This is a genomic window from Clostridium neuense, assembly GCF_045310695.1.
Taxonomy (GTDB): Bacteria; Bacillota; Clostridia; order Clostridiales; family Clostridiaceae; genus Clostridium_S; species Clostridium_S neuense.
The window spans coordinates 1-23,722 of the sequence record NZ_JBJIAA010000007.1 but is presented as its reverse complement, the minus strand read 5'-3'; the positions used below and the strand labels follow the sequence as shown (position 1 = coordinate 23,722).

General features: G+C 28.1%; 19 protein-coding genes, 1 tRNA gene and 1 rRNA gene. 1 reads left to right on the top strand and 20 read right to left on the bottom strand.

The window, feature by feature from the left end; translation table 11 throughout:
* Positions 1-521: 521 nt before the first annotated feature.
* From ACJDT4_RS09335 to ACJDT4_RS09245, 19 genes are all read right to left on the bottom strand, one after another.
* On the bottom strand, positions 522-1,160 hold the full coding sequence (locus ACJDT4_RS09335; protein ID WP_406787290.1) for a hypothetical protein: 639 nt from the start codon (positions 1,158-1,160) through the stop codon (positions 522-524).
* 12 nt (positions 1,161-1,172) lie between these two features.
* On the bottom strand, positions 1,173-1,346 hold the full coding sequence (locus ACJDT4_RS09330) for a hypothetical protein (protein WP_406787289.1): 174 nt from the start codon (positions 1,344-1,346) through the stop codon (positions 1,173-1,175).
* Between the two features lie 76 nt (positions 1,347-1,422).
* Positions 1,423-2,577 carry an AlbA family DNA-binding domain-containing protein gene (locus ACJDT4_RS09325; protein WP_406787288.1) on the bottom strand — a complete coding sequence of 385 codons (1,155 nt, stop codon included), beginning with the start codon at positions 2,575-2,577 and terminating at the stop codon, positions 1,423-1,425.
* A 339-nt stretch (positions 2,578-2,916) separates the two neighbouring features.
* Positions 2,917-4,683, bottom strand: coding sequence for a hypothetical protein (locus tag ACJDT4_RS09320; protein ID WP_406787287.1), 1,767 nt, complete (start codon positions 4,681-4,683; stop codon positions 2,917-2,919).
* A gap of 121 nt (positions 4,684-4,804) precedes the next feature.
* Entirely contained in the window at positions 4,805-6,034 is a 1,230-nt protein-coding gene (locus ACJDT4_RS09315; RefSeq protein ID WP_406787286.1) for a competence protein CoiA family protein, read from the bottom strand.
* Positions 6,035-6,209: 175 nt separating this feature from the next.
* The gene (locus tag ACJDT4_RS09310; RefSeq protein ID WP_406787285.1) at positions 6,210-6,458 is read right to left on the bottom strand and encodes a hypothetical protein; all 249 of its coding nucleotides are present in this window, start codon (positions 6,456-6,458) and stop codon (positions 6,210-6,212) included.
* A gap of 94 nt (positions 6,459-6,552) precedes the next feature.
* Positions 6,553-7,272, bottom strand: coding sequence for a hypothetical protein (locus ACJDT4_RS09305; RefSeq protein ID WP_406787284.1), 720 nt, complete (start codon positions 7,270-7,272; stop codon positions 6,553-6,555).
* Between the two features lie 99 nt (positions 7,273-7,371).
* Positions 7,372-8,220, bottom strand: coding sequence for a hypothetical protein (locus tag ACJDT4_RS09300; RefSeq protein WP_406787283.1), 849 nt, complete (start codon positions 8,218-8,220; stop codon positions 7,372-7,374).
* Between the two features lie 482 nt (positions 8,221-8,702).
* Positions 8,703-9,746 (bottom strand): hypothetical protein, encoded by a 1,044-nt coding sequence (locus ACJDT4_RS09295; protein ID WP_406787282.1) that lies wholly within the window; start codon positions 9,744-9,746, stop codon positions 8,703-8,705.
* Positions 9,739-11,682, bottom strand: coding sequence for an AAA family ATPase (locus ACJDT4_RS09290; protein ID WP_406787281.1), 1,944 nt, complete (start codon positions 11,680-11,682; stop codon positions 9,739-9,741). The genes ACJDT4_RS09295 and ACJDT4_RS09290 overlap by 8 nt, the downstream gene beginning before the upstream one ends.
* Before the next feature lie 1,153 nt (positions 11,683-12,835).
* A complete protein-coding gene (locus ACJDT4_RS09285; protein WP_406787280.1) occupies positions 12,836-13,837 on the bottom strand; it encodes a GGGtGRT protein in 1,002 nt (333 codons plus the stop codon).
* A 22-nt stretch (positions 13,838-13,859) separates the two neighbouring features.
* Entirely contained in the window at positions 13,860-14,552 is a 693-nt protein-coding gene (locus ACJDT4_RS09280) for an iron-sulfur cluster assembly scaffold protein (RefSeq protein WP_231015856.1), read from the bottom strand.
* A gap of 150 nt (positions 14,553-14,702) precedes the next feature.
* Positions 14,703-15,275, bottom strand: coding sequence for a tRNA 5-(aminomethyl)-2-thiouridylate-methyltransferase MnmM (gene mnmM / locus ACJDT4_RS09275; protein WP_406787279.1), 573 nt, complete (start codon positions 15,273-15,275; stop codon positions 14,703-14,705).
* A gap of 14 nt (positions 15,276-15,289) precedes the next feature.
* Complete coding sequence (locus ACJDT4_RS09270) at positions 15,290-15,763, bottom strand: 6-carboxytetrahydropterin synthase (protein ID WP_406787278.1); 474 nt, start codon at positions 15,761-15,763, stop codon at positions 15,290-15,292.
* Complete coding sequence (locus ACJDT4_RS09265; RefSeq protein ID WP_406787277.1) at positions 15,753-16,964, bottom strand: diguanylate cyclase domain-containing protein; 1,212 nt, start codon at positions 16,962-16,964, stop codon at positions 15,753-15,755. The genes ACJDT4_RS09270 and ACJDT4_RS09265 overlap by 11 nt, the downstream gene beginning before the upstream one ends.
* Before the next feature lie 24 nt (positions 16,965-16,988).
* On the bottom strand, positions 16,989-18,359 hold the full coding sequence (locus ACJDT4_RS09260) for a TIGR03111 family XrtG-associated glycosyltransferase (RefSeq protein ID WP_406787276.1): 1,371 nt from the start codon (positions 18,357-18,359) through the stop codon (positions 16,989-16,991).
* Positions 18,340-18,936, bottom strand: a complete 597-nt coding sequence (gene xrtG, locus ACJDT4_RS09255) for an exosortase family protein XrtG (RefSeq protein ID WP_406787275.1) — start codon at positions 18,934-18,936, stop codon at positions 18,340-18,342. The genes ACJDT4_RS09260 and xrtG overlap by 20 nt, the downstream gene beginning before the upstream one ends.
* Positions 18,933-19,571, bottom strand: coding sequence for a Firmicu-CTERM sorting domain-containing protein (locus tag ACJDT4_RS09250; RefSeq protein ID WP_406787274.1), 639 nt, complete (start codon positions 19,569-19,571; stop codon positions 18,933-18,935). The genes xrtG and ACJDT4_RS09250 overlap by 4 nt, the downstream gene beginning before the upstream one ends.
* On the bottom strand, positions 19,555-22,530 hold the full coding sequence (locus tag ACJDT4_RS09245; protein WP_406787273.1) for a 6-pyruvoyl-tetrahydropterin synthase-related protein: 2,976 nt from the start codon (positions 22,528-22,530) through the stop codon (positions 19,555-19,557). Before ACJDT4_RS09245 ends, ACJDT4_RS09250 begins: the two co-directional genes overlap by 17 nt.
* A 307-nt stretch (positions 22,531-22,837) precedes the next feature.
* On the opposite strand from ACJDT4_RS09245, the gene ACJDT4_RS09240 reads away from it, so the two are divergent.
* Positions 22,838-22,924, top strand: a tRNA-Leu gene (locus ACJDT4_RS09240).
* A 543-nt stretch (positions 22,925-23,467) separates the two neighbouring features.
* Here ACJDT4_RS09240 and rrf read toward each other — a convergent pair.
* Positions 23,468-23,584: ribosomal RNA gene (gene rrf / locus ACJDT4_RS09235) — 5S ribosomal RNA — on the bottom strand.
* Between the last annotated feature and the right edge of the window lie 138 nt (positions 23,585-23,722).

The window sequence follows — 23,722 nt, the reverse complement described above, 5'->3', positions numbered from 1 at the left end:
TCTAAAATATTTACTATTGTCAACGAAAAAATTAAGACACCCCAAAAACTTTTAGGATGTCTTTTTTAAATTTATATTTAATTTTACAAGATAACAGTATTTATCCATTTAATCACCTTAGTTAATTTTTTAGATATATCTCTCGCACATTAAAAATAGAGTGTGTACATCAATGGTGTTTTTTTACTTAGAGCATTTTCTTTCTACTCTATAATTTCATTATACAAATTATATATTTAAATAGCAATAATTAAATTATTCTTCTAAAACTGCCAGGATTATATTCTAATACCCAATACGTATCATATCTTATTAATACATATTTTCCTTTTCAATTACAGAAATAATGAATATTTGAGAGCCCATTTTATAGCCAGTAACAGCAAGGTCACTTTGAATCATAAAATCTTCATCTTCATCTATATCTTCTAACTCTTGTTTATTGTTATTTAAAATATATATAAATCCTTTATTAGTTATATCGATAAAGTATATTACTAATAAAATTTATAACAATCTCATTAATTTTTATTTACTTTATCTTCCCCTATAATAACAACCTTTTCTGGAATAACAATTATTTCTTTTTCCTCGTCTTTATAGAATTCATCTTCACTTAAATATACCAATTCTTCATCAAAAATAAATATAACATCATTAATATGAATTTTGCCATTAATAATCTTTGCAACCTTGTTAAATCTATTAGCAAACCACTTAGCTACATTCTTGTCTGTAGTCCACGAAATTGCTCTGCTACCTTTTGATGATTTAGATCCTACTCCCCGATAAATATTTATATACCCATTACAGTCAACTAAGCCACTATTCTTACGCTTTTCTAATAAATCTTTAGGTATGAACTTATAAATTTCTTTTATAAGTTTTAAAGGCAACTTTTGCAAAGCATAATCACAATTTTTATACATATATATATAATTTATAAACTTATCTTCATCAGACATTTTGTGGTAAAAAATATTAAATATTATAGGTTCAAATTTTTTATCTATATAAATACTAATATTATCATATTGTCCATTCTCATATGCTTTATAAAATTTATTTTCATATTCTAAAAACTTACTTTTAAACACGTCATAATCAGTAATTTGATAAGGAGGAAACTTATATAAACAAATTCCATCAAAGTATACCAATTCTGTCGCACCTTAAAATAAGGGAAACATATTAATATATAGATTATCTGCATTTTTACCTATATAATTTAAAATTTTCTTAATTCGCTTAATATCATTTATACTTTCTTCATCTTTAAATGAAAATTGTTCATTGCTACCTACTGCGACATAACCTACATTTTCCAATTTTGTATAACTACTCATTTGTTACCTCCATTGTATAAGTATAATATATAATTATATCGTATTATTTTAACTTATCCTTATATACTTCAACTCACTATTTATACAATTTTCTAAATTCTTTCAAAATTCTATTTAATGCCAACCCTGTTGATAGTCTATGCTTATAAGTTTTGGCTTCTAATTTATTATTAGTATCTACTTGAAAATATACCTCATCAGCTTTATTTATATAAGACTCAACCATTGCTTGATTACTTTCCACATAATATTCAAATGCTAATTTTTCTTCCTCATTTTCATAATATATTATTACTTCATCTAATCTATCTTTTGCATATACTTCTTCTCTATCCTCCGTGTCAAAGAAAAAACGCTGTAATTTATAATCAATACTATCTTTTAAGAAGTATTTATAAGCATACTTGTAATTAACACCAAACTCATCATAGCCTGCATACCCCCATCGTGGCACAGGTGTTTTATATCTCCCACTATCTAAAATTACTAATTGAAGCTCCTTTAGAATAGTTTCGTTATACTTTATTTTTAAATTTTTATACATGCATCTTGAATTCATTTGAGAGTATACATAAAATTCGCCTTTTCTTCTTTCGTACTCATCGTCATCATATTCTTCTACTAACTTAAATTCTGGTCTATAAGTATTGTAATAAGTATCATCATTTTGAACCCACTCTAATTTATTTTCTAATCTATTTACTATTTGCACTAATGGCGGTTGTGTTAACCCAAATCTCTTCTTCCAAAGCATTTCTATATTATGTATGCTTGAATTTTGATTTATTGGAGTATTTTTATCACCAACTCTTGTATATATGTATCCCTCTCTTATATTATTATACTTTTTACTCTTGCTTTTTAAATAATAAGGAACTAAATAAGAATTGAATATTGTTAATACATCAATTTCTTTATCTTCGATTTCTATTGTAGTTAACTCAATCTTCGGAATATTGTCCCCTGCAAAAACCGTATTCGAAAGTAAATCCAGTATTTCAGCTTGTTTCTTTCTATTTTCTTCACTCACTCCAACTATTTGCCCTGTATCAGATACACCGATTATTAAATAGCAATCCTTATCATGTACTGTATTGGCAAAACAAATAATATCATGTAAGAGCCTTTCATTATCTTTATGCCATTCTTGTTTAAAATCCCAATAATCACCCTCTGATTTACTGTCTATTAATTTCTTTATTCTTCGGAAAGTATCTTTTTTATCTCTCATCATTAACCCCTCTTATACATAATCCAATTTATAACTAATTTTATTATATAAAAAAGCAGTAGTCTTTGTAATATAATATATTCTCTTTTGACCTTAATCCTTTGAAATTCCCTTGAATTTCCCCTATCTATGTTAGCAAATAAAAAAATAGCTATTTACATAAATTAAGCCAGTGCTTTTTTATCACACTGGTCTTATTTAAGCCTGCTCTATGTATTCTTTTAGATAATATTAAATGTGTAAACATATCTCTTAATAATCCATGAAAATACTTTAATGGTATTGTAAGAAGTATAAGTATATTAACAAATTCCAAATTCATTTTTTTAAATAAATTACTTAATCAAAAACACCTTCTATCCATTTTTCCAAATCATACTGTTCGTTTAAATTTCCATATATGTTTACAGAATCACCCGTTTCAGCAGTCCTCCTTAAAATACCACTTGTATAGCTTATTAGAGTACCTACAGTTCCTTCTACTTTATTTTTCTTAATTCTATCAATTGTAATAGTTAATGCTTTTATCACATCATTTATGTTAAAATCATTTTCCCAATTTTCTAAGGATTTTATCACGGTTTCATTATCTTTTAATTCAGGATGATATTGAATTAAAAATTCAAGACTCTTTAATTTCTTTTTCTCTAAAAAATCAACTTCAAATGTTATATTTCCATCAATCAAAATTTCATTTTTTGTCATAAGTTCATAACATTGATCACACAGAGCTACCATGCTACCCAAATCGTTAATATTTTTATCAGAAGTTAAATAAGCAATTTTTAGCGGTCTTCCTGTTTCTCCACAAGTCATGCATGTAAAATCTTGTCTTTGAAAAATTAAATACTTTATATTTTTATTTTCATCATTAGCTACTGTTATTAATTTTTCTATAGCTTCTAAATTGTTAATTAAAATTTCAGGAATTAATATATAATTTCCTTCTTCACTTACTACAATAAAATTTCTTTTCATAAGTCTTCTGAGCATTTGCCTTACAACTATTATTTTCGTTTTATTTATCAAATCATAAACTAAAGGATCTTTAGGCATATACGCATATATAGAAATTTTTTCTGCTCCAAACGAAATTACTTTTTTGCCAGTTTGTCCATTAGCTAATTTAATTATTTTACTTAATAATATTTTTTCTAATCTATTACACGATTTTATTCGTGTTAAAACTTCTCTCCATAATTGAATATTATCCATCTTAGAAGTTGTTTGAAAAAAAGCTAAGGTTTTATTATTTTCACTATTTTCTATAATATCTTCTTTAACAAATATTATATCCTTCTCTTTTTTACTTTCTAATGTTTTTTCAATTAATTCTTGCTCTTTTGCTTTAATTGCTATCATCATGGCCGCTCTTCTTTTCCATGATTGAAATGCCTCAATAGTTTCTTCTATATTATTACTTACATAATTACACTTTTTACATCTAATCAAATATTCAAATGAATTATCCAACTTGTTAATATAAAGTTCTTCCTGACATTTAGGACATTTAATTTCTTCTAAGATAGCTTCACATTTCAAAATTTCTTCATCAAATTCTGCCTTTTCCTTAACATTCTTTGCCATTTTTATATCTGCATCTTCTTTAGTCAACAACTCAGGATATACTTGTATTCTATTACATTGTTGACATCTATACGTTAACTTTTCTTGACTCGACGAATTTATACTTACATTAATTTCAAATGAATTATTAAAACAATTACTACAATACTTTTCTGAATCATTGATTATTACTGGTATTATCAGGTTTTCAATTCTATTATATGGTATAGCGAACTCTTTTATTAAATTATCTATAGTTACATTATTATAATATGATTTTAAAAATTCCATATATCTATTAGAAGAATAAATTTTAATAATATCACTATATGCTATTTGCCTATTAATATTATATCTCTCTTTTAATAAATCAATAGATATATTTGGATTTTCCCAAAATTCCTCTGAAAATTTTCTAAAATTCTCTTCCAAATTATTTTGTAAATACCTTTCTACATTTGGTCGTTGTTTAAAATCATCTTTCAAACATTTAATGTAGTTACTAAAATCATAATTCTGTATATAATTATTTATATCCATATACATCCTCCTTAATATTATAAAGATTTATTTTGTATAATCTTATTACACCTCTTTACACATATAACTTCTCTCATCTTTATACAATTAGACAATATTTATGCTTACATGCACTTATCTTTTAGTCAAGTCCTGCTAATCTCATTACTTCTTTAAATACTCTATCAGCTCTTACATCACCTTTATTAATTTTCTCTTCAAACATTTTTTTAATAGTATTGTATTCAGTTGATCCTCCATTTACTAATATCCTTACTAAATTATCCATACCATATCTATATTCCAAAATTGCCTTATTCACTTTATCTTTATAATAATCATCATTTTTTCTATTATAAGCACTGTAACTTGAATTAGTTTTTTTCTTATAGCCATTCCAACTATAACTTTTTCCACCATACCCACCCTTGCTAAAATCATTTGTCTTTTTATAATTATTTTTTGCTTGGTCCGTAAATTGACTCAATCGTTCATGTTCTTCATTATACCTTCTTTGCTGTTCTTCAATTCTCTTTCTATTTCTTTCTTCCACTTCTTTTCTGCGAAGCTCCTGCTTAACTTCTGCTCTATGCTTTTCTTCTAAATATGCTTGTACAAATATATCAACCTCATATTTAAATTCTTTATCAAATTCACATTCTATATCACCATTAGGTAAAATTTTTATATCATTTAAACTATAAATTCTCCAAAATATTTTATCCATAATTATTTTATTAGTTTCTTTGTCACTAACTATAATTTTAGAAGCTATAAGAAATTCTTTTCTTTCAACATCTAAAACAAGCAACTTATTGCTATTATCATTAAGAAATAGCCTATGCTGAAACATGAATTCATACTCTCTTAATATATTTTCAAATTGATCCCTTTTACCACTGGCAATCCACAAATCTTTAACATTAATGCTTTTATAGAACTTCCTTTTATCCTCCCAATAGCTTATGCTATTAAGCTTCCTCTGAAATTCTATAGCTAACTTTTGTCCATCATTAAATTCAAAATATAAATCTGCCCACTTTCCATTAGAAAATCTACATCTCATTTCTGCTTTAATATCAGGATAATCTTTTATCATTAAATCAAATAATAACTTTTTTCCCTTAATATGTTCTTCTGATTCTTTTGAATACGAACACCCACCGCCAACTAAAACATTTTTATGTGAAAAGTGCGGAATTTTAACATCTCCAAATTTGAATACTATATCTGCTCCACAATCTTCACATTTTAATTCTCCTTGTTCACTTGCTCTTCTTAACATCTTTTCATATTCAACATTTACAACATCATTTTCATCCATTACCTTAAAAGCATATACTGCTTCCCCATTTAATCGGCATTTCTGCATATTACCACACCCCATTTTATTCCTAATATTACAATTATCTCATTAATATTTCACAAATAAAAGTATCCTTAATAATTTTTTATTTATGAATATAATTCAATAGATTTTTTCAATTTTATTCACAAAAAACAAAAATGAGGATTATCTCCTAATCCTCAATACTTGCCATATCTTATTAATATATATTTTCTTTTTTAATTACAGCTATAATGAATATTTTAGAATCCATTTTATATCCAGCAACAACAAAGTCACCTTCAAGCATAAAATCTTCATTTTCATCTACATCCTCTAACTCCTGTTTATTGCTATTTAAAATATCTATCAATTGTTTTTTAGTTTTATTTATTTTTTCTAACTTATCAATTATTTTGTTTTCTAAAACAACTTCAAATTCTTTGTCGTCTAAAATAATTTTTTCCATCAAGCTATTCTCCTTTATAACAAAATAGATACCAGTGTATAGATTCTCTCAGTTGCCTGTATTATATCGTATTTCATTCAATATCACATTCATTTTACAATAAAAATTTATTTTTAGTTTCTTTATTAATAAAATCTTTAATGAAAATATCTTCCAGCATATTTTTCAACTCCTTAATTTTATTACTTTGACTATCTAAAAAGCTTTCTACTGGATTTTTAACTATAAGAAATAATCCAAAAAACATTACTATTACTACAATTACTAATTTAGTTATTCTTATAGTATCGTCTACACTTATTTCTACCTTCTTAATTATTAACCCAAAGGAAAATGTTACTATTGGAAATAATACTGATTTTGCTATATCTACTAATGGCTTAAATATTTCAGTGCTAAGTTTATATGACTTTATTGACATATCACATTGCTTAATCAATTCTTGAATTCTTCCTGATTCGTATAATCGGAAATCGTTTTTTAATACATCTCTAAGTATTTCCATTCTCAAATCATGTGCTTTAATAATTTTCTTATAGTTTTTCTGATTTATTTTTTCAGATAAAGGTATTAGGATTATTAAAAGTATAATATATATTATTAAAGATATTGCTTGATATAGACCACTATGTTCTATTTTTATAAATGATACCGTTATATAAAATATAAGTGATATTAACGCCATTATTAAAACTATTGAAAACTTTCTATTTTCCTCTAAAAAACAAAAAAAATTAATTTTAGGTTTAATTATTTTTTTCTCTTTACCTTTTTCATTATAAGCATACATTATTAGCATTATATAGTTACTCATTTTTATTCTCCATTTCATAAAATCACAATAAATTTAGTTAAAATCTCTTCTTTAGTCCTTAACTAACTTTCCAAAATCACTTTTATCAGCTTCCACTCATTAACACCCTCCAACCATTTCCTTAATCATATCTTGATACTCGCTATTCCATAAATCCTCCCAAACCTTTTTAAGTGATATATATAATATTGAACCTTTTAAATTTTCATCATCATTTGAAAACATAATTACTATATTGTTACCTTTTAAATAAGGTTTAAGCTTATCAATCTTCTTATTTATCTTACCATTATTAGTATTATAAAAAGTTACTTGTCCATAAATCTTGTTTCCAGCATAATTAACTCCATATATATCAATATCACGCATGTTATGCCCAGTCTGTAATAATTGATATTTAATTCTGAGATTGCTTGGACACAATTCTGATCTAAGCCATTCAACACACATTTGCTCCTGCATTTTATAATGTAGATTTTCTAAGCAGTATTTTAATTTTTCTTTTCCATATGCATACAGTATATAATTTCTTAAACTTTTAATTGGACTTAATGTAACTGAGATTGGTATTATTACTGGAAGTAAAATAAAATCACTATAGTTTATACTTTTTGTTTCCTTCATTTCAAAAACTTTAAAATCCTTATCTTCATTTAGTTCAGTCCATTCTGTGTTCTTTTTAATTATTCCAATCTTACAACCAAGCGAATTATATTGTGATATTACAATAACATCACTCTTTTCAATACATTTGCAAAGTCCGTCCCATCTCTGTATAAGTTGCATATTTAATTTTTTTCTATTTAAAAAATTACTCCAGTCCTTTTTTTCTTCGTTAGAAGCTACATGAATAGCTATTCTATTGGTTTTACTTAAATTATCTACTATATTTTCATATTTTTTTATATTGTGCCTAATAAAATAAATAGGCATCTTTCCATAATCCATTCTAATCCCCTTTTCATTTACCTTATTTTGAAAGTCCTTATTATAATTTTATACTTTCCTTTAAAATATACAATAAAAATCCACTTCAAAATTTTAGTTTCCGCTCTTGATACATAAGCCCAAAAATTCTAATTACCATTTACAATTTATTCCCTAACTCTAAAAAACTTAATAAAAATCATTATATTTTTATTACTACTATGTTCAATTAAAAAAGTTATTTTCTACGTTTCCACCTTAACCCCTCATTTTCCAGCAACAATTCAAAAATAAATTTTCATTAAGCCAATATATATGTACTTAAGATCATATAAAAAGGAAAACCCTTATTTAATTCAAATAAAGCCTTTCCTTATTTCTCACAAAAAATCTCACATTATATTCTTTTTTTTATTAATGATTAGCTTTGGATTAATTGATGATTAATCCTTGCCTGGTCTCATTTCTTAATCCAATCCCATTAAAACTCTATATTTTTTAACTTATACATTTTTTAAATTTAATCCTAACTCTTCACAAATATCTTTTGTTAATTTAGAAAGCGGCCTCTTACCTAACTCTTCATTAACGATATAGTTTCCAAATATCGTCCTTAACATTTCATTTTTAGATGAAAATAATTCAGGAAAATCTAATAGAATTTCATTAAGTTTGCTATCATTATATATAATAATTTTTTTTATAATTTCCTGTACATAATCAGTATGCACTTTATACAATTCATTTAAATGAAAAGTTTTTATTGAGTTTTCTATTTTATTTTTATATTTAGATTCAAAAACATCTAAATATATATCAAAATCAAGCGTATTTCCTAAAAGATATTCAACCGTATTGCCACGAGTCTTAAACTTTGCATTATCCCCAAATCCCTCTTCATATGGGTATATATGCGGATACTTTCTAAAATCTTTATCTAACTTAAATCGTGAATTACATATTTGACAACTTGGAATCAAATTGTATAATGATAGTGCCAAATATGGGTATAAAGATTTTGAATAAAAGTGGTCCAAATCTGCTGTAGTTTTTTCTTTATTACCTTTTAAATCCTCATAATTTGTTATATATTGTCTGTTACAATATGGACAAACTTTTATTCCAAGTTTAGATATTAATCTATGTCTATTCCATCCATTATTATTACAAAATTTTTCATAATTAAAAATTCTATTAATTACATTTTTATTAATTATATTCTTTTCAAATATAGATATTACTTCTTCCAATTTGCCAACTACTAATTTCTCTATTTTTTTATCATCACTAACTACAAACTTGCTTTTTTGATTTTTAACAGTAAATACCCCACCAAAAATATTTTCTATTTCTTCTCTTTCACTATTATTTAATTTATAATACGTGTGATATTTTTTTGATTTTCGTATTTTACGACTTCTAATGTAACTATTATTCTTAATATATAAATTACTTAACTCCTTTTCCACTGCAAGCTTTAAATACTCACATTGATCTTTCTTTATTTCATTCCAATTATTAAGTTTTGTACTATCTATTCTAATCATTTCGTTCACCATTACTATTTATTAGCTTTGCAACAACCTTTAATGTATTTTCTAATTCTGACTGAAAATTAGAAAGTCTCGTTCTATCAATGATCATTCCACTATCTATAATTTTTTGTAAATATGCCACTTCATTTTGATAATACTTGATCTGATCATTTGCATCTTGTATTTCTTCAGGATATTTGTCAAAATACATTTTTAAAATTTTTTTTCTAATTAAACCTTCACCTATATTATAAATTATATATTTTGCTTTTTCCTTATTCATATCCCCTATATAATCATCATTCAATAAAAAAGCAATAATTTCATTAATTTGAATTTTAGCAAATTCACCAATAGTTGAATCCATGAAAAAGCTATCCTTTAATAACGTGTGAATATTTGCTCCAAAAGTATTTAAATTACAGTTTTTCACTATAGATTGTCCTTCATTATTTTTATGAAAATATATAACATCTTCTTTAATTATATCTGATAAAATAAACGGCGAATGAGTCGAGAAAATAATTTGGAACTTATTACAAGGAAATTCCTGTTTCAAAAATTTTAGAATACTGTTTATTAATTTCCTTGACCATTCTGGGTGCATATGTACATCAGGTTCATCCAAAATTAAAACTATAGTTTTATATTTATTAATCTCATTATGTTTAAAACACTTATGTATTGCCGAATATAATGATAATAAATACTTAATTCCATCTGATAAATTTTCAATACTAATATCTATATTCCGAGGCACAAATTCTTTACAAACATCTTCAGAATCTGCAAGTTTTAATAATTTTTCAATATTGTCAGCAAAATCTTTTTTACCTATAATATCAGAACCATTAATCCAGCATGTAAAAGAATTTCTAAAATTGTTTTTATCAATCATATTTAATACTTTTTCTAATTGATCTACAAAATCCTTATAACACTTATCTATATCTATAACATTTTCATATCTCCCCTTCATAAGTGCATCTTTTAACTCTATAGTTTTACACTTAATTTCATCATAGTGATTTAGCAAATTGTATATGTCTTCATTACAATTTTTTATTATTTCATGTAAATCATTTATCATATTTGGGACATTATTGTATTCAACAAGTTGCATATTATTTATAACTTTCTCGAAAAACCTCAACATAAAAACTTTTTTATAGATACTTTTACCATCTTTCTCGTTAAAATCAAAAAGACATCTATCATTAGGAAAAAACTCAGGCAAAATTTTTAATTTATATGCATTTTCATTACTAATTACATCTTTAATCTCAAATCTAATTTTTATGTCATTATTTTTTAAATTTTCATCATGATTATTAAAATTCATTAAATACATAAACTTGTAAAACAATCCACTTCTATTTAATGGTAAACCAAATCTACCAATGTAAGAATAGACATTATTAGAATTCGGATGAGTCATAATATCCATATTTTCTCTAATCATTATAAACTCAATATCATATAATATTGGCTCCTTAATCTTATATTGAGTAATTTCCCCATTATAATAATTATATATTGATGTTTTAGGCTGACAATTTTCTTGAATAGAATAAATTATTTCCTCATTTCTATTTTTTAAGGCAATTTGATTACATTCCAAAACATATTTTTTTTTCTCTCTATTATAATATATGAGAATAAAACTTGATTCATGAAATGACGTCACTAATTCACCGATACATGTAAGAAAGTTACTTTTACCAACACCATTTTTACCAACAATTGCATTTATATTAATAACATTATCACCATATATATTGGGACTTTCTGAAATCTTCTTCACAATAATTTCTTTAACACTTATGCTAATATTATCTTTTTCATTAATACCACAATTTTTTATTGTAACTAAAAAATCTTTAGATAATCTAATCCCACATTGTTCTATATTTCTAAACTTTTCAATCCAAACATAAATCAATTCCATTTTTATCTCATCTATCTTTCACTTATTTTTAATTTTTTTGCACATTAAAGCTATCTTTTCAATTTTAAAATTTTCCAATTCAAATACATAAAGAATTTATTTCCGAATAGGCGAAAATTTATATCTATTATTGCTTTTCAGAATACTACCAATATAATATCACCAAAAAAAATCGCACAACAAATTCCTATTCCAACAGCTACTTCTATTATAATATGTTTATCTTCTACAATAACATCACAAATATCAAGAGCGTATCTTCTTGTCATTCTCTTGACTGATAGCCTAATTATGGAATCATTTCCTTAACTACCCATACCTTCTCAGTTATCAATTCATCTAAATTAAATTATGAAAATAATTCATATTAATAAAAAAACACCTTGCTTAAAAATCTATTTATACACAAGCATATTTTAATTATATCATCATTTAAGTTGTTTTTTATATTAATTTCTACTAATAACCTGCTAATCCCTTAATTTCTAATCCTACTACATTTCATTTCACTAAATCCTGCATATAATTCAACCTTAACCTTAATCCTTTGAAAATCTATTAAGATTTTCTCTATCTATGTTTCATAATAAAAAACCTCCCCATCTCTCCCACACCCTCTCACCACTTATCCATCCTCCCCTAAAGCCACATTCCAATTTCTGTATCATATTAAAAATCCCCAAGCAAAAACAGCTCTATTCTGGAACTTATCCACAGGTTGGAGTTAAGAATAAAACATCAAAATCATAATAAAGTTCCCCAAAAGATCCAATGAAAAAAACACGTTTAAAATGACTGGTTTTTTGCTTGCTTCCTTCAAATATGGAATCAATCCACGTCCCAATCATCATAGTGTAATCTCGAAAGCTCCTGCGGAGCTTTCTCGTCCCCCACGCTTCCCACACGCCTTTTCTCAATCAATCCCTCATGAGGTCTATCTTTCTTTCATCCAATCTATTCTCAATGAATATTGCTTAATGTAGAGCTAAAAATAAAAAAGCATGAAAGAACACAAGATTTTCTCTTGCATTTCTTCCATGCTTTTAAATCGTACTTTTCAACCAATCCCTATCTATTTTTCCCGAACTTTTTTATGAGTTTGGGGATTTTGAGTTGTAGATGGGGAGTTTTTTTATTAGTAGACAAATTTATCCTATTTATTCATAGCCTCTTCAACAGCAACTGCTACTGCAACTGAAGCTCCAACCATTGGGTTGTTACCCATTCCGATTAATCCCATCATTTCAACGTGAGCTGGAACTGATGATGAACCTGCGAATTGAGCATCTGAATGCATTCTTCCCATAGTATCAGTCATACCATATGAAGCAGGACCTGCTGCCATGTTATCTGGGTGAAGAGTTCTTCCAGTACCACCACCTGATGCAACTGAGAAGTATTTCTTTCCTTGTTCGATACATTCTTTCTTGTAAGTTCCTGCAACTGGGTGCTGGAATCTTGTTGGGTTAGTTGAGTTTCCAGTTATAGATACGTCAACGCCTTCATGGTGCATTATAGCAACACCTTCTCTAACGTCGTCTGCTCCATAGCATCTAACCTTTGCTCTTTCTCCATCTGAGTAAGCAGTTTCTTTAACTATTTTAAGTTCTCCAGTGTAGTAGTCAAACTTAGTTTGAACATATGTGAAACCATTAATTCTTGAGATTATGAATGCAGCATCTTTTCCAAGACCGTTTAATATAACTCTTAATGGTTTCTTTCTTGCTTTGTTTGCTGAATTAGCAAGTCCAATTGCACCTTCAGCAGCTGCAAAAGATTCGTGTCCAGCTAAGAATGCGAAACAATCAGTTTCTTCTCTTAAAAGCATTGCAGCAAGATTTCCGTGTCCAAGTCCAACTTTTCTGTCATCTGCAACTGAACCAGGAATACAGAAAGCTTGTAAGCCTTCTCCTATAGCTTCAGCAGCTTCAGCAGCTTTTTTGCATCCTTTTTTAATTGCTATTGCAGCTCCAACTGTATAAGCCCAACATGCATTTTCAAAGCAAATTTGTTGAACGCCTTTAACTATATTATAAGCGTCTACGCCTTTTTCATCGCAAACAGCTTTAGCTTCTTCTATTGAATTTATACCGTATTTCTTCAATACAGGTAATATTTGGTCTACTCTTCTTTCATAACTTTCAAATAATGCCATAACAATCTTCTCCTCCTATCTCTTATTCTTGTCTTGGGTCGATAATTTTTGCAGCTTCAGCATATCTTCCGTAAGTTCCTGTAGCTTTTTCTAAAGCTTCTGCAGGCTCGATTCCCTTTTTAATGAAGTCCATCATTTTTCCAAGGCTTATGAATTCATATCCTATAACTTCGTTGTTCTTGTCAAGAGCTATGTGTTTAACATATCCTTCTGCCATTTCAAGATATCTAGTTCCTTTAGCCTTAGTTCCATACATAGTACCAACTTGGCTTCTAAGTCCCTTTCCTAAATCTTCAAGACCTGCTCCTACTGGAAGTCCACCTTCTGAGAATGCAGTCTGAGTTCTTCCATAAGCTATCTGTAAGAATAATTCTCTCATTGCAACATTTATAGCATCACAAACAAGGTCAGTATTTAATGCTTCAAGGATAGTCTTTCCTGGAAGAATTTCTGATGCCATAGCAGCTGAATGTGTCATTCCTGAACATCCTATTGTTTCTACTAAAGCTTCTTCAATTACACCATCTTTAACATTTAAAGTTAATTTACAACCACCTTGCTGTGGAGCACACCAACCAATTCCGTGTGTTAAACCTGATATATCTTTTATTTCTTTAGCTTGTACCCATTTTCCTTCTTCTGGTATTGGAGCTGGTCCATGATTTGGTCCTTTTGCTACGCATACCATTCTGTCAACTTCTGATGAATAAATCATAAAAAAATCTCCTTCCTTATAATTGATTATGTAGCTTGTTAAAATAAACGCAATCAATAATAACACATTATTACCAATTTCATTATTCTTCAACTCTTTTATTTTAGCAAATCTAAACCTTTCTAACAATACGTTTTTATAAAATAATATTTAATTTCTTCTTTCTATGCATATTAATTCCGGTGGATTATTAGCTTGATTCATGAAAGATAGCCTAAATACGTTGAATTCCTTTTGATTAATTTTTTGACAAAATTCTTCAAGAACTTCTTTTTCTTTTTTCCCGTTTTCATGTCCATAGTAAATATTAATAACAATTACTCCATTTGTTTGAAGCACATCCATGCACTTCACTACAGCTTCTAGAGTAGTATTTGCCTTAGTCGTAATTTCATGTGACAGTTTAGGTAGATATCCAAGGTTAAAAATAAAAAGTTTTACTTTTTCATTTATGTACTCATCAATTTTTTCATGACCATCATTTATCAAATTTACTCTTTTTAAAAAATTATTTTCTTCAAGCTTTTTCCTTGTACTTTCTATAGCCTCTTTTTGAATATCAAAGGCATAAACCTTACCGCCTTCACCTACAAGACTGGCTAAAAAAGCCGTATCATTCCCATGTCCCGCCGTACAATCAACAGCAGTATCACCAGGCTTTACTATTTTTTCACATATATCCTTTGCTATAGTCACAACATTGTTAAAATTATCACTACTCATATTTACATCTCCAGTTAAATTGACTCTTTTATGCTTTCAATTTGCTTTTTAGCATTTTCATCCATAATATCAAGATCAGAGCTATCTGCATCTTCCTCCTCAAAAATCTTATTATAGTCGGCTTCATCGGAAATATCTATAATATAAGAACGTGTTGGTGTTTCGCTTATTTCCATAGACAAAAGAAGCCAACCATTCTCAAATAGTAACTTTTGAAATTCATTTTTTAAGTATTCGCATATATTTTCAAGTGTAGGATTTAAAGTAATAAAGGGTTCAACATTATTAAGATATGAATCCTGATATTTAGTTAAATATTTTTCTATACTCTTTTCTATATCATTAAAAATAATAAAGTTGCTTTTAAGCTTTACTGTATTAAGAATAATTTCCCAGGTATGAGGATGTTCCTGGCCAAGAGTGCCTTTTAAATATATTGAATGTGATGCGTTAAGATAAAACTTAAACCTATACTGATTATACTTCAAATTTATCCCTCCTTATGCTCTTCAATATATTAACTAAGTTATGCTTTTCTGAGACTTTAGCAAATGTTTTAAAATGAATCTCACATAAATCACTAATATAGCTATTTCCTATTTCATCTTCTATAGTATTTAATATATTCTTTACTGTACTTTCATCTGTATTTATAAATATCATGGCAAATTCATCTTCATCCACTCTTGATATAAGATTTGGAGTCTTACAGTATTCCTTAAATATTTTAGCAATATCTACCAGCATTTCATCATACTTTTTATACTCAACATCTTCATTTAAATTATCTATTCTTGCAACTATAATTGTAATTGGCAAAAATAATTCTTCATCCAGCTTTCTTAGAACTGTGTAAAAAAACTCTCTATTATAAACTTTAGTTAGTGAATCATATATACATGCCATTTTAGCCGTTCTAGTTAAGGTATCTACCCGTTGGACAAATTCTTGTATTTGAACATTCTTATTTATTGCTTCCCTTTGAAGAACATTAGACTTTCTAAAGGAAAATAGCAGCTCAATTGAAAAAGCTATTGAAATTATTAAAAAAACTATAGTAAATATACCACACATAGAATAGATTCTCAAAGCATGCTGATTAAACATCGTTTTGTTCATAAGGTAATCTTCTAAAGTAGAAATTCCTATTAAATATCTTTTTCCATTGGCAGTAAAAAAGCACCAAGAAACAACTTCATAATTTCTTCTACTATCCTTTACAAGCTCTCCTGTCCCATTTTCACCATTTAATATAAGTCCCTTTACGCCGCTGTTATATGAAGCATTTGCTCCGTTGTACTCCCAATCCTTAAAAAGCTTCTTTATATCTTTGCCATTATATTTTTTTGTTGCTTCATCGTTTTTTTCAAAGAGAACGCCATTGTCATCATAAAAAAATATGTATCTATTTTTAGAGTTTGTTTCCTTTTTAATAATATCCTTTATTACAGCTTTTTCTGATAAATCAGAAGTTAATCTTTTATAGCTTACATTATCCTCTAAATTTATTTGAAGCTCAGCTGCAAGCTTTGAATTTTCTAAATACTGCTCATCTAGAAAAGAATTTATAGTATTTTCTTTGTGATTATCAATTTCATATTTTACAAATCTCCAGGAAGCAGCAATAAATAAAGCAGTTAATGCAAAAATCGCAAATACCTTTAAAACAAGTTTATTTTTATTGTTCATTATTATTATAACCCTTTCTGTAATTTATTCGTTATTAACAATTTTTCTTACTGTCTTTATTATCTTAACCACACTTTTACAATCAGCCTTAATTACATCACAGAAAGCCTTGTATTCTTCACTAAAGTTTAATGTTTTCCATGTCCCCTCATCTTTTATGCTGTTTATAATTCCAGCAAATCTTATCCAGAATATTACCAAATTATACATTGGCATTAATAAAGCCAAATAAAATTTTTTTGAGTAATACTTTCTAATTTCCTTATACTCCTTTAAATATGAAAGTATATTGAAATAAAACAGAATTGCAGACAAAACATATAAAAGATATATTGCAATTACAGAACCTGCTATAAGATAAAATGGATAATTCATAAACAAAAGAAATATGAGTGCAAAATACCATATCATTCTTGGGAAAGCAAAGGTATGATCATACATAAGCATCCTAATCATAAAATTGCTAAAAAAGCCCTTAGTTATGGACATCTTATCCTTTAAAAACATATGTGAAACCTCTATCTCTCCTCTTTGCCACCTTTGACGCTGAGTATAAAGCTTGCTCAAATTATCAATTGGGTCCACAAAGAACAAGGAATTTTCGCATAAATATACTTTTTTATTAAGCAAATGCCTTATTTGAAAGGTTATTTGAGTATCCTCACATACAGTTTCACTATTATAAAGCTGTGTTTTTAAAATTGTAGACTTCCTAAAAGCTGAAAAAGCTCCTGACAAAGTATATATGCTGTCTAGTTCAGATTCAAAATTTCTTCCTGCCAGAAAAGCCTGTGCATACTCAAAAAATTCGCACTTACGCACCAATTTTAAAAACCTACCTTTAGTGCTTTCTATGTAATCTTTATCTGTCAAAACTGCTCCTGTCATGCAATGGATATCTGAATTTTGTTCAAAGCGAACAACCATATTTTTTATTGCATCCCTATGAAGCTTTCCATCACTGTCAATATGAATTATGTATTTACCCTCACTATTGAAAAGTGCCATATTAAGTGCCTTAGATTTGCCTTGCTTGGCATTCATATATCTCATAGAAAGACCTTTAAATTTCTTTTGGCTCTCCATAAACACCTCAAAACTTTTATCACTACTCATATTATTTATGAGCATCACATCAATAAGTTCAGAAGGATAATCTGAATTATATACGGATTCAAGACATCCCATTAAGGTCCTCTCAGAATTATATACAGGCACAATAAGTGTAATTTGTGGAAGTTTTCCTTGAAAATCTTCTTTTTTTATAGACATTCTTTTTTTTGCTAGTATAAAAAAACCTCCTATAGCAGGAACAATTTCCATTATAAATGGAATTATAATCCATGCCATCCAAAAGATCATTTCCTTATAACTCTTACTTAATATCATGTCCATATAAAACATTACCTACTTTCTGCCTTTTTATTTGTGACTTTGTAAAAACATAAAAATATAAGACTATAGACAAGGCATAAAAAACTATTCTTGCAAATATGGTATGAGCAAAGTAAAAAATATTGTTGCCATAATAATACACAAGTACACATATTATAAAAATTCTAATTATATTAGCCATAAATATCCAAAGTATACCTATTAAGCTGTACATAAACTTTTCCATAGCATTATATAATGGAAAAAACCACAACAATGCTGTAAAAGCAAGTATTTCTATTACTCCTGAACATTCATAATCTATATACATTGAAATTGTAGTATTTCCACTTTTTATAAGTACCAGCGAATATTCATAAAAAGCATCATAGTACCCTGTTAAGTTTCCGATTGCTCCAGATACAACTGTTACAAGCTTGCTTAAAATACTAACAAGATAAGGCTGAAAAAACACCATCATAAAGAAAAATAATCCTACAGCTCCAATTAGGAACCTAAAAAAATGCAGTTTTGCTCTCTCCAGCACACTTATTGAATATGCCCATATAACAAGTAGAAAAAACATTAATATTTTCATGCAAGTACTCTTCTCTTTCTTCTTTTATAAATAATAAATCCTGAAGCTGCCGCAATACCAGAAACTGCTATTCCAAGATATGGCTTTGTACTTCCCACTTGAAATTCTATATACTGATCTCCCAAATCCGGAAACCTCATTTTTAAATCAAGCATCTGATTTTTACTGCTCTTTTGAAAAAGAGTTAAAGGTATTCTAAACTCCGCTTGATCACCTTTTATTCCATTAGTTCCCCCTCTTACTATATATCCATCTGCAGAAAATGGTCTATAGTCATAACTGTAATTGTAAATTGATGTACGACCTTTTGCTGGTGTATCAAGAGAAAGCTGTATATCTGGCATTTGTGCACCATCAATCCAATATTCTATCATATTGTTGCTCATGCTACTGTATCCAACCTCACCCATCTTTATATACAAGTATAAATTTTCATTATCACAATACCATTTTACCGTTGAATATTGTCCCGGGTTCTGCCACCCATATTTTATTGTAGTGCTTGGTTTATTTACCCAATCGTCAAAATACCCATCTAGTACAATCTCACTGCCTGTAGCTGCATAAACTGATTTTGGAAATAAAAATACAAAAATCGTCATTAAAACAACTATAGGTTTAACTATTTTTTTCATTTTTAATTTCCTCCCCTCTATATATAAATTTAAGTAGTCCAAGAAAACCAATAAGTCCAAGGATTGTTAAAAGTATTCCTCCTGTCAAATATGGATACCCTATTTTTATATAACTGGAACCTCTATTTACTTTTAAAAGATTCTCATCTTCATATATTCTACTGCTGCTCTTATAGGAATCTAAAAATGCAAGGGTAGTATTCAAATTATTTCTAGGCGAATTTATAACAATAGAATTTTTTCCATATTTAATATCTACAGCTTCAATGCTACGCTTTGGAAGAACCTCTTCATTGGTTTTCATAACCTCATTCATTATATTTATAGAATTTTCATCGTCATCCTCCATAGCATGAAACATTAAATTAAATCCAACGAAGGTCACATTTTTATTCTCTCCCTGACCTTGTCCCATAAACGCAAACTTTTTATTGTTTATCCATGAAATTCCCGTTACCTTAGAAAGATTTTGAAGATATACTGTATGCCATTCCTTATACTTATAATCAAATTTTCCACTAGCATATTTTTGTTCCTTAAAAAACAAATCCGGCATTTTTGATTCAAACGCAATTGGCTGAGCACTGACTCCCATAAATACCATTCTTTTTGTAATATCATCCGATGGAATTTTATTCATATCTATTACCACATTTACTCCAAGGCCGCTTAGTTTTGAGATCATGGCTTCTGCTTTAGCCCTATCATTGTATTTAAAATCTGACAAATAAATGGTTCTATATTTTTTAAGCTCATCAATAGAATAGTCTTCAATATTTAAAGATTTTCCTGCCTTAAAGCTTGGATATTGAAGTTGAAGCTCTACTGCAGAACGACCTATGCACAAGCTGGAATAATCTGAAACAATACCAAAGCTAGCTGGAGTTTTTCTGTGATATACATAGCCTTCCTCTGTTTCCTTATACAATCTGTAATTTGAAAGTCCTGCAGCACTATTAATTTCATCAAAGCTTGTTTTTCCTCTTTTAAGTGATGCTTTTCTTATAACAACAGTATCACAGCCCATTTCAAGTGATCTATCGAACATGTAATTGTAATATCCATTTTCAAGTGCTGTATTTAAAAGCACTATATTGGAGGCTGTTGCTGCTCCCTGCCATGCCCATCCATAAGAATATGCTGTTTCTTTTCCTTCACTGCTTATGTAAAAAGATGGATATGAACCAAACATACTGCTGTCAAGAAGTGCTATTCTTTGCCTTGTAATATTTTTTGCCGATTTCAATAAACTTTCTACCTTCACATTTTTCTCAGAAGGATACAGCCAAAAATTAAAGGATAAAGAGCTGTCTAACGCAAGCATTATAATAAATATAAACATAAAAACTTTTTTGCAGTTTTTCCAGTTAAACAAGCTTAAAATAAATATTCCATAAGCTATAGGCGTAAACCTCATCATCCACAAGAGTTGATTTAAAGGCAACTTCACAAGCACTGGTATAAAGGCTGTTGTAGTTCCTAAAAATACAATAATAACTGTAATAAAGCCAGACATGCTTCTTTTATTTGAAACAATAATTCCAAAGGCTGATATCAATACAATAGACAAACCGTAGTAAAAAAAGCCATTATTCCCTATACTACTTAATCTAACAAAAGGATTAAGTGAAATCGTAAATGGAGTACTTAAAGATTGCATAACCTCAGAGGTAGCTCCACTATCCATAGAGACAAGTCCCCCATGAAGTGCAGGATAAAGCCATACACCGCAAATAGCAAAGGATAAAAGCATTGAAGCTATAGCTTGAAAAGGTCTTAAAAACTTTTTGAAAGTTACAGAATAAATTAACATAAATATAAAAGAAGTAATTCCAGTCATGGCAGCTACCATAAGATGCGACAAAGTTATAAGCATCATAGATATTGTCACAGGAACAATTGATGACTTTTTCCCTTTCTCAACAAACTGCCATAAAAAATAAAATAGATAAGGTATAATAGCTGTAATTAGTACTCTTGGAATATTTCCTTCAAAGAAAAATAGCCTTATATTTTCTGGTAAGAAGAACCATAAAACTCCAAAAACTATAGAAATAAATATTCTATTCTCTTTAATTCCCCATAAAAGCCACCCAAATGCTCCTGTTAAAAATATAAATCCAATAAAAAGCATATAGGCATTTATAGAATTTCCTCCAGCACAAAACTGAAGCAGTGCAAGTATGTAGTAGGAAAGCGGTGCCCAGTATCTAAAGGGTTGTATTCCATTGTACCAAAGCCCTGTAAAAAGAGGATAGAAATTTCCCTGTTTCATGTTTTTATATAGAAGATCTGCCTTAAATATATGTCCATAGGTATCTATTCCCCAAGGGTATCCTTTTAAGTTTTTTAAATAAATAACTAAAATTATAGCTGCTATAATTAAAAATGCCAATGCTACTGCTGTTTTTATGGCAGTTCTATTTTTTTTAGGCTTAAGCAATTCTTTTGCATGTTCCTCAGACCTAATTTCTTCCTCCTCATCCTCAAAAGCTTCAAAATTTCTCATAATATTGGCTGCTGAAGATTCCATAACACTATTTATCACTAATTTCGATATAGTATTTTTATAACCTTTAGTAATTCCACCTTCAGCTTCACTATAATTAACTACATACACCCTTGTAGGTGTCTCATTAATTTCTAATTTTACAAGTTCAATATAATTTTCATTTAGTATTTTCCTAAGTTTATCAAAAAGAAAATCGCCTATATTTTCAAGGGTTGGCTCTATCTTATTGAAGGGTTTTACTTTGTTTAATTCCTTTCCATCATAAATTTGCAAAAATTTTTCCACTATACTTTCAACTTCATCATATATAATAAAATCATCATTAATTATTTTAGCAAAAATTGAAATTACAAATGTATGAATGTGGGTACTACTGCGTTTATCATTGATTAATACATTGTGTGAAGAATTTATTTTAAATTTATATACATACCCTTTAAATTTCACATTAGTCCTCCATTAAAAGTATTTATTGCTTATTTTTTCCTTTAACTGCTTTTTTTGTATGTTTTTATTCAAATTTCTACTTAAAATCCTACATATATATAATATCAGTAGAAAATAAATTAATCAATTATCAATCCAAATATTTACGTAAGTTTTTTTATATTTAACTATTGTAAATTTAATAAAGATTTATATGGTTAATATGCGTTAATGAATTATTGCTTAAAATAATGATATAAAAAGATAATTTTTATAAAAAATGCTTGACGAGCCTCGCTTACTGTGATATATTATTACATGTTGATACGCCGAAGTGGTGGAATTGGCAGACGCAACGGACTCAAAATCCGTCGGTAGCGATACCATGCGGGTTCGACTCCCGCCTCCGGCACCAAGAATTTTAGATAATGGCTGTATTACTTAGTTTAAGGCTTTGTAGTACAGTTATTTTTTAGTTTTTTCTTTTCCCATTGCTATAATTAGTCTCTCTATAGAAATTACACTTTTAAGAATAAAATAAAAGTCCGTATATATGATAATTTAGAAAGAACTTACACCAAATTGACTTGCTGTAAACTTATAGTATAAAAAAGGTTGTGCCTTATAGAATAGGCATAACCTTTTTTGTGGATCTAAAAATAAACCACTTTAAAACTTGAAATTTATTTGTACTAAAATGCCGTCCTCTGAACATTATGGTGCACATGAATTTCAATAGTTAAAACGGTTTATCTATATATTAAAATTATTCATCATGGAAACCCTGACTTCTCTTTAAATAATCTCGACAACTGAATTTAAAGATACAAAAGAATAAAAAAATCACCATACACAAATTTACTTAGTATAGTGATTTATATCTTTTTTAGCTACTCCAAATTTAAACTAACTCTCTACCTTATATTAGAAGTATATAGGAGCACCAAAAAATAAAATTACCCGGCAACGTCCTACTCTCACACAGGGCCTCCCCTGCACTACCATCGGCGTATTAGTTCTTAACCTTCGTGTTCGGAATGGGAACGGGTGTTACAACTAAGCCATAGTCACCGGATTACACTTATTAAGTTATTTATTACTTCATAATTATATATGTAGTAATTGAAAGTACATTGTACTTTCAAAATTGCATAGCAAATAGTTATTTTAAATTGGTCAAGCCCTCGACCTATTAGTATTAGTCAGCTAAAAA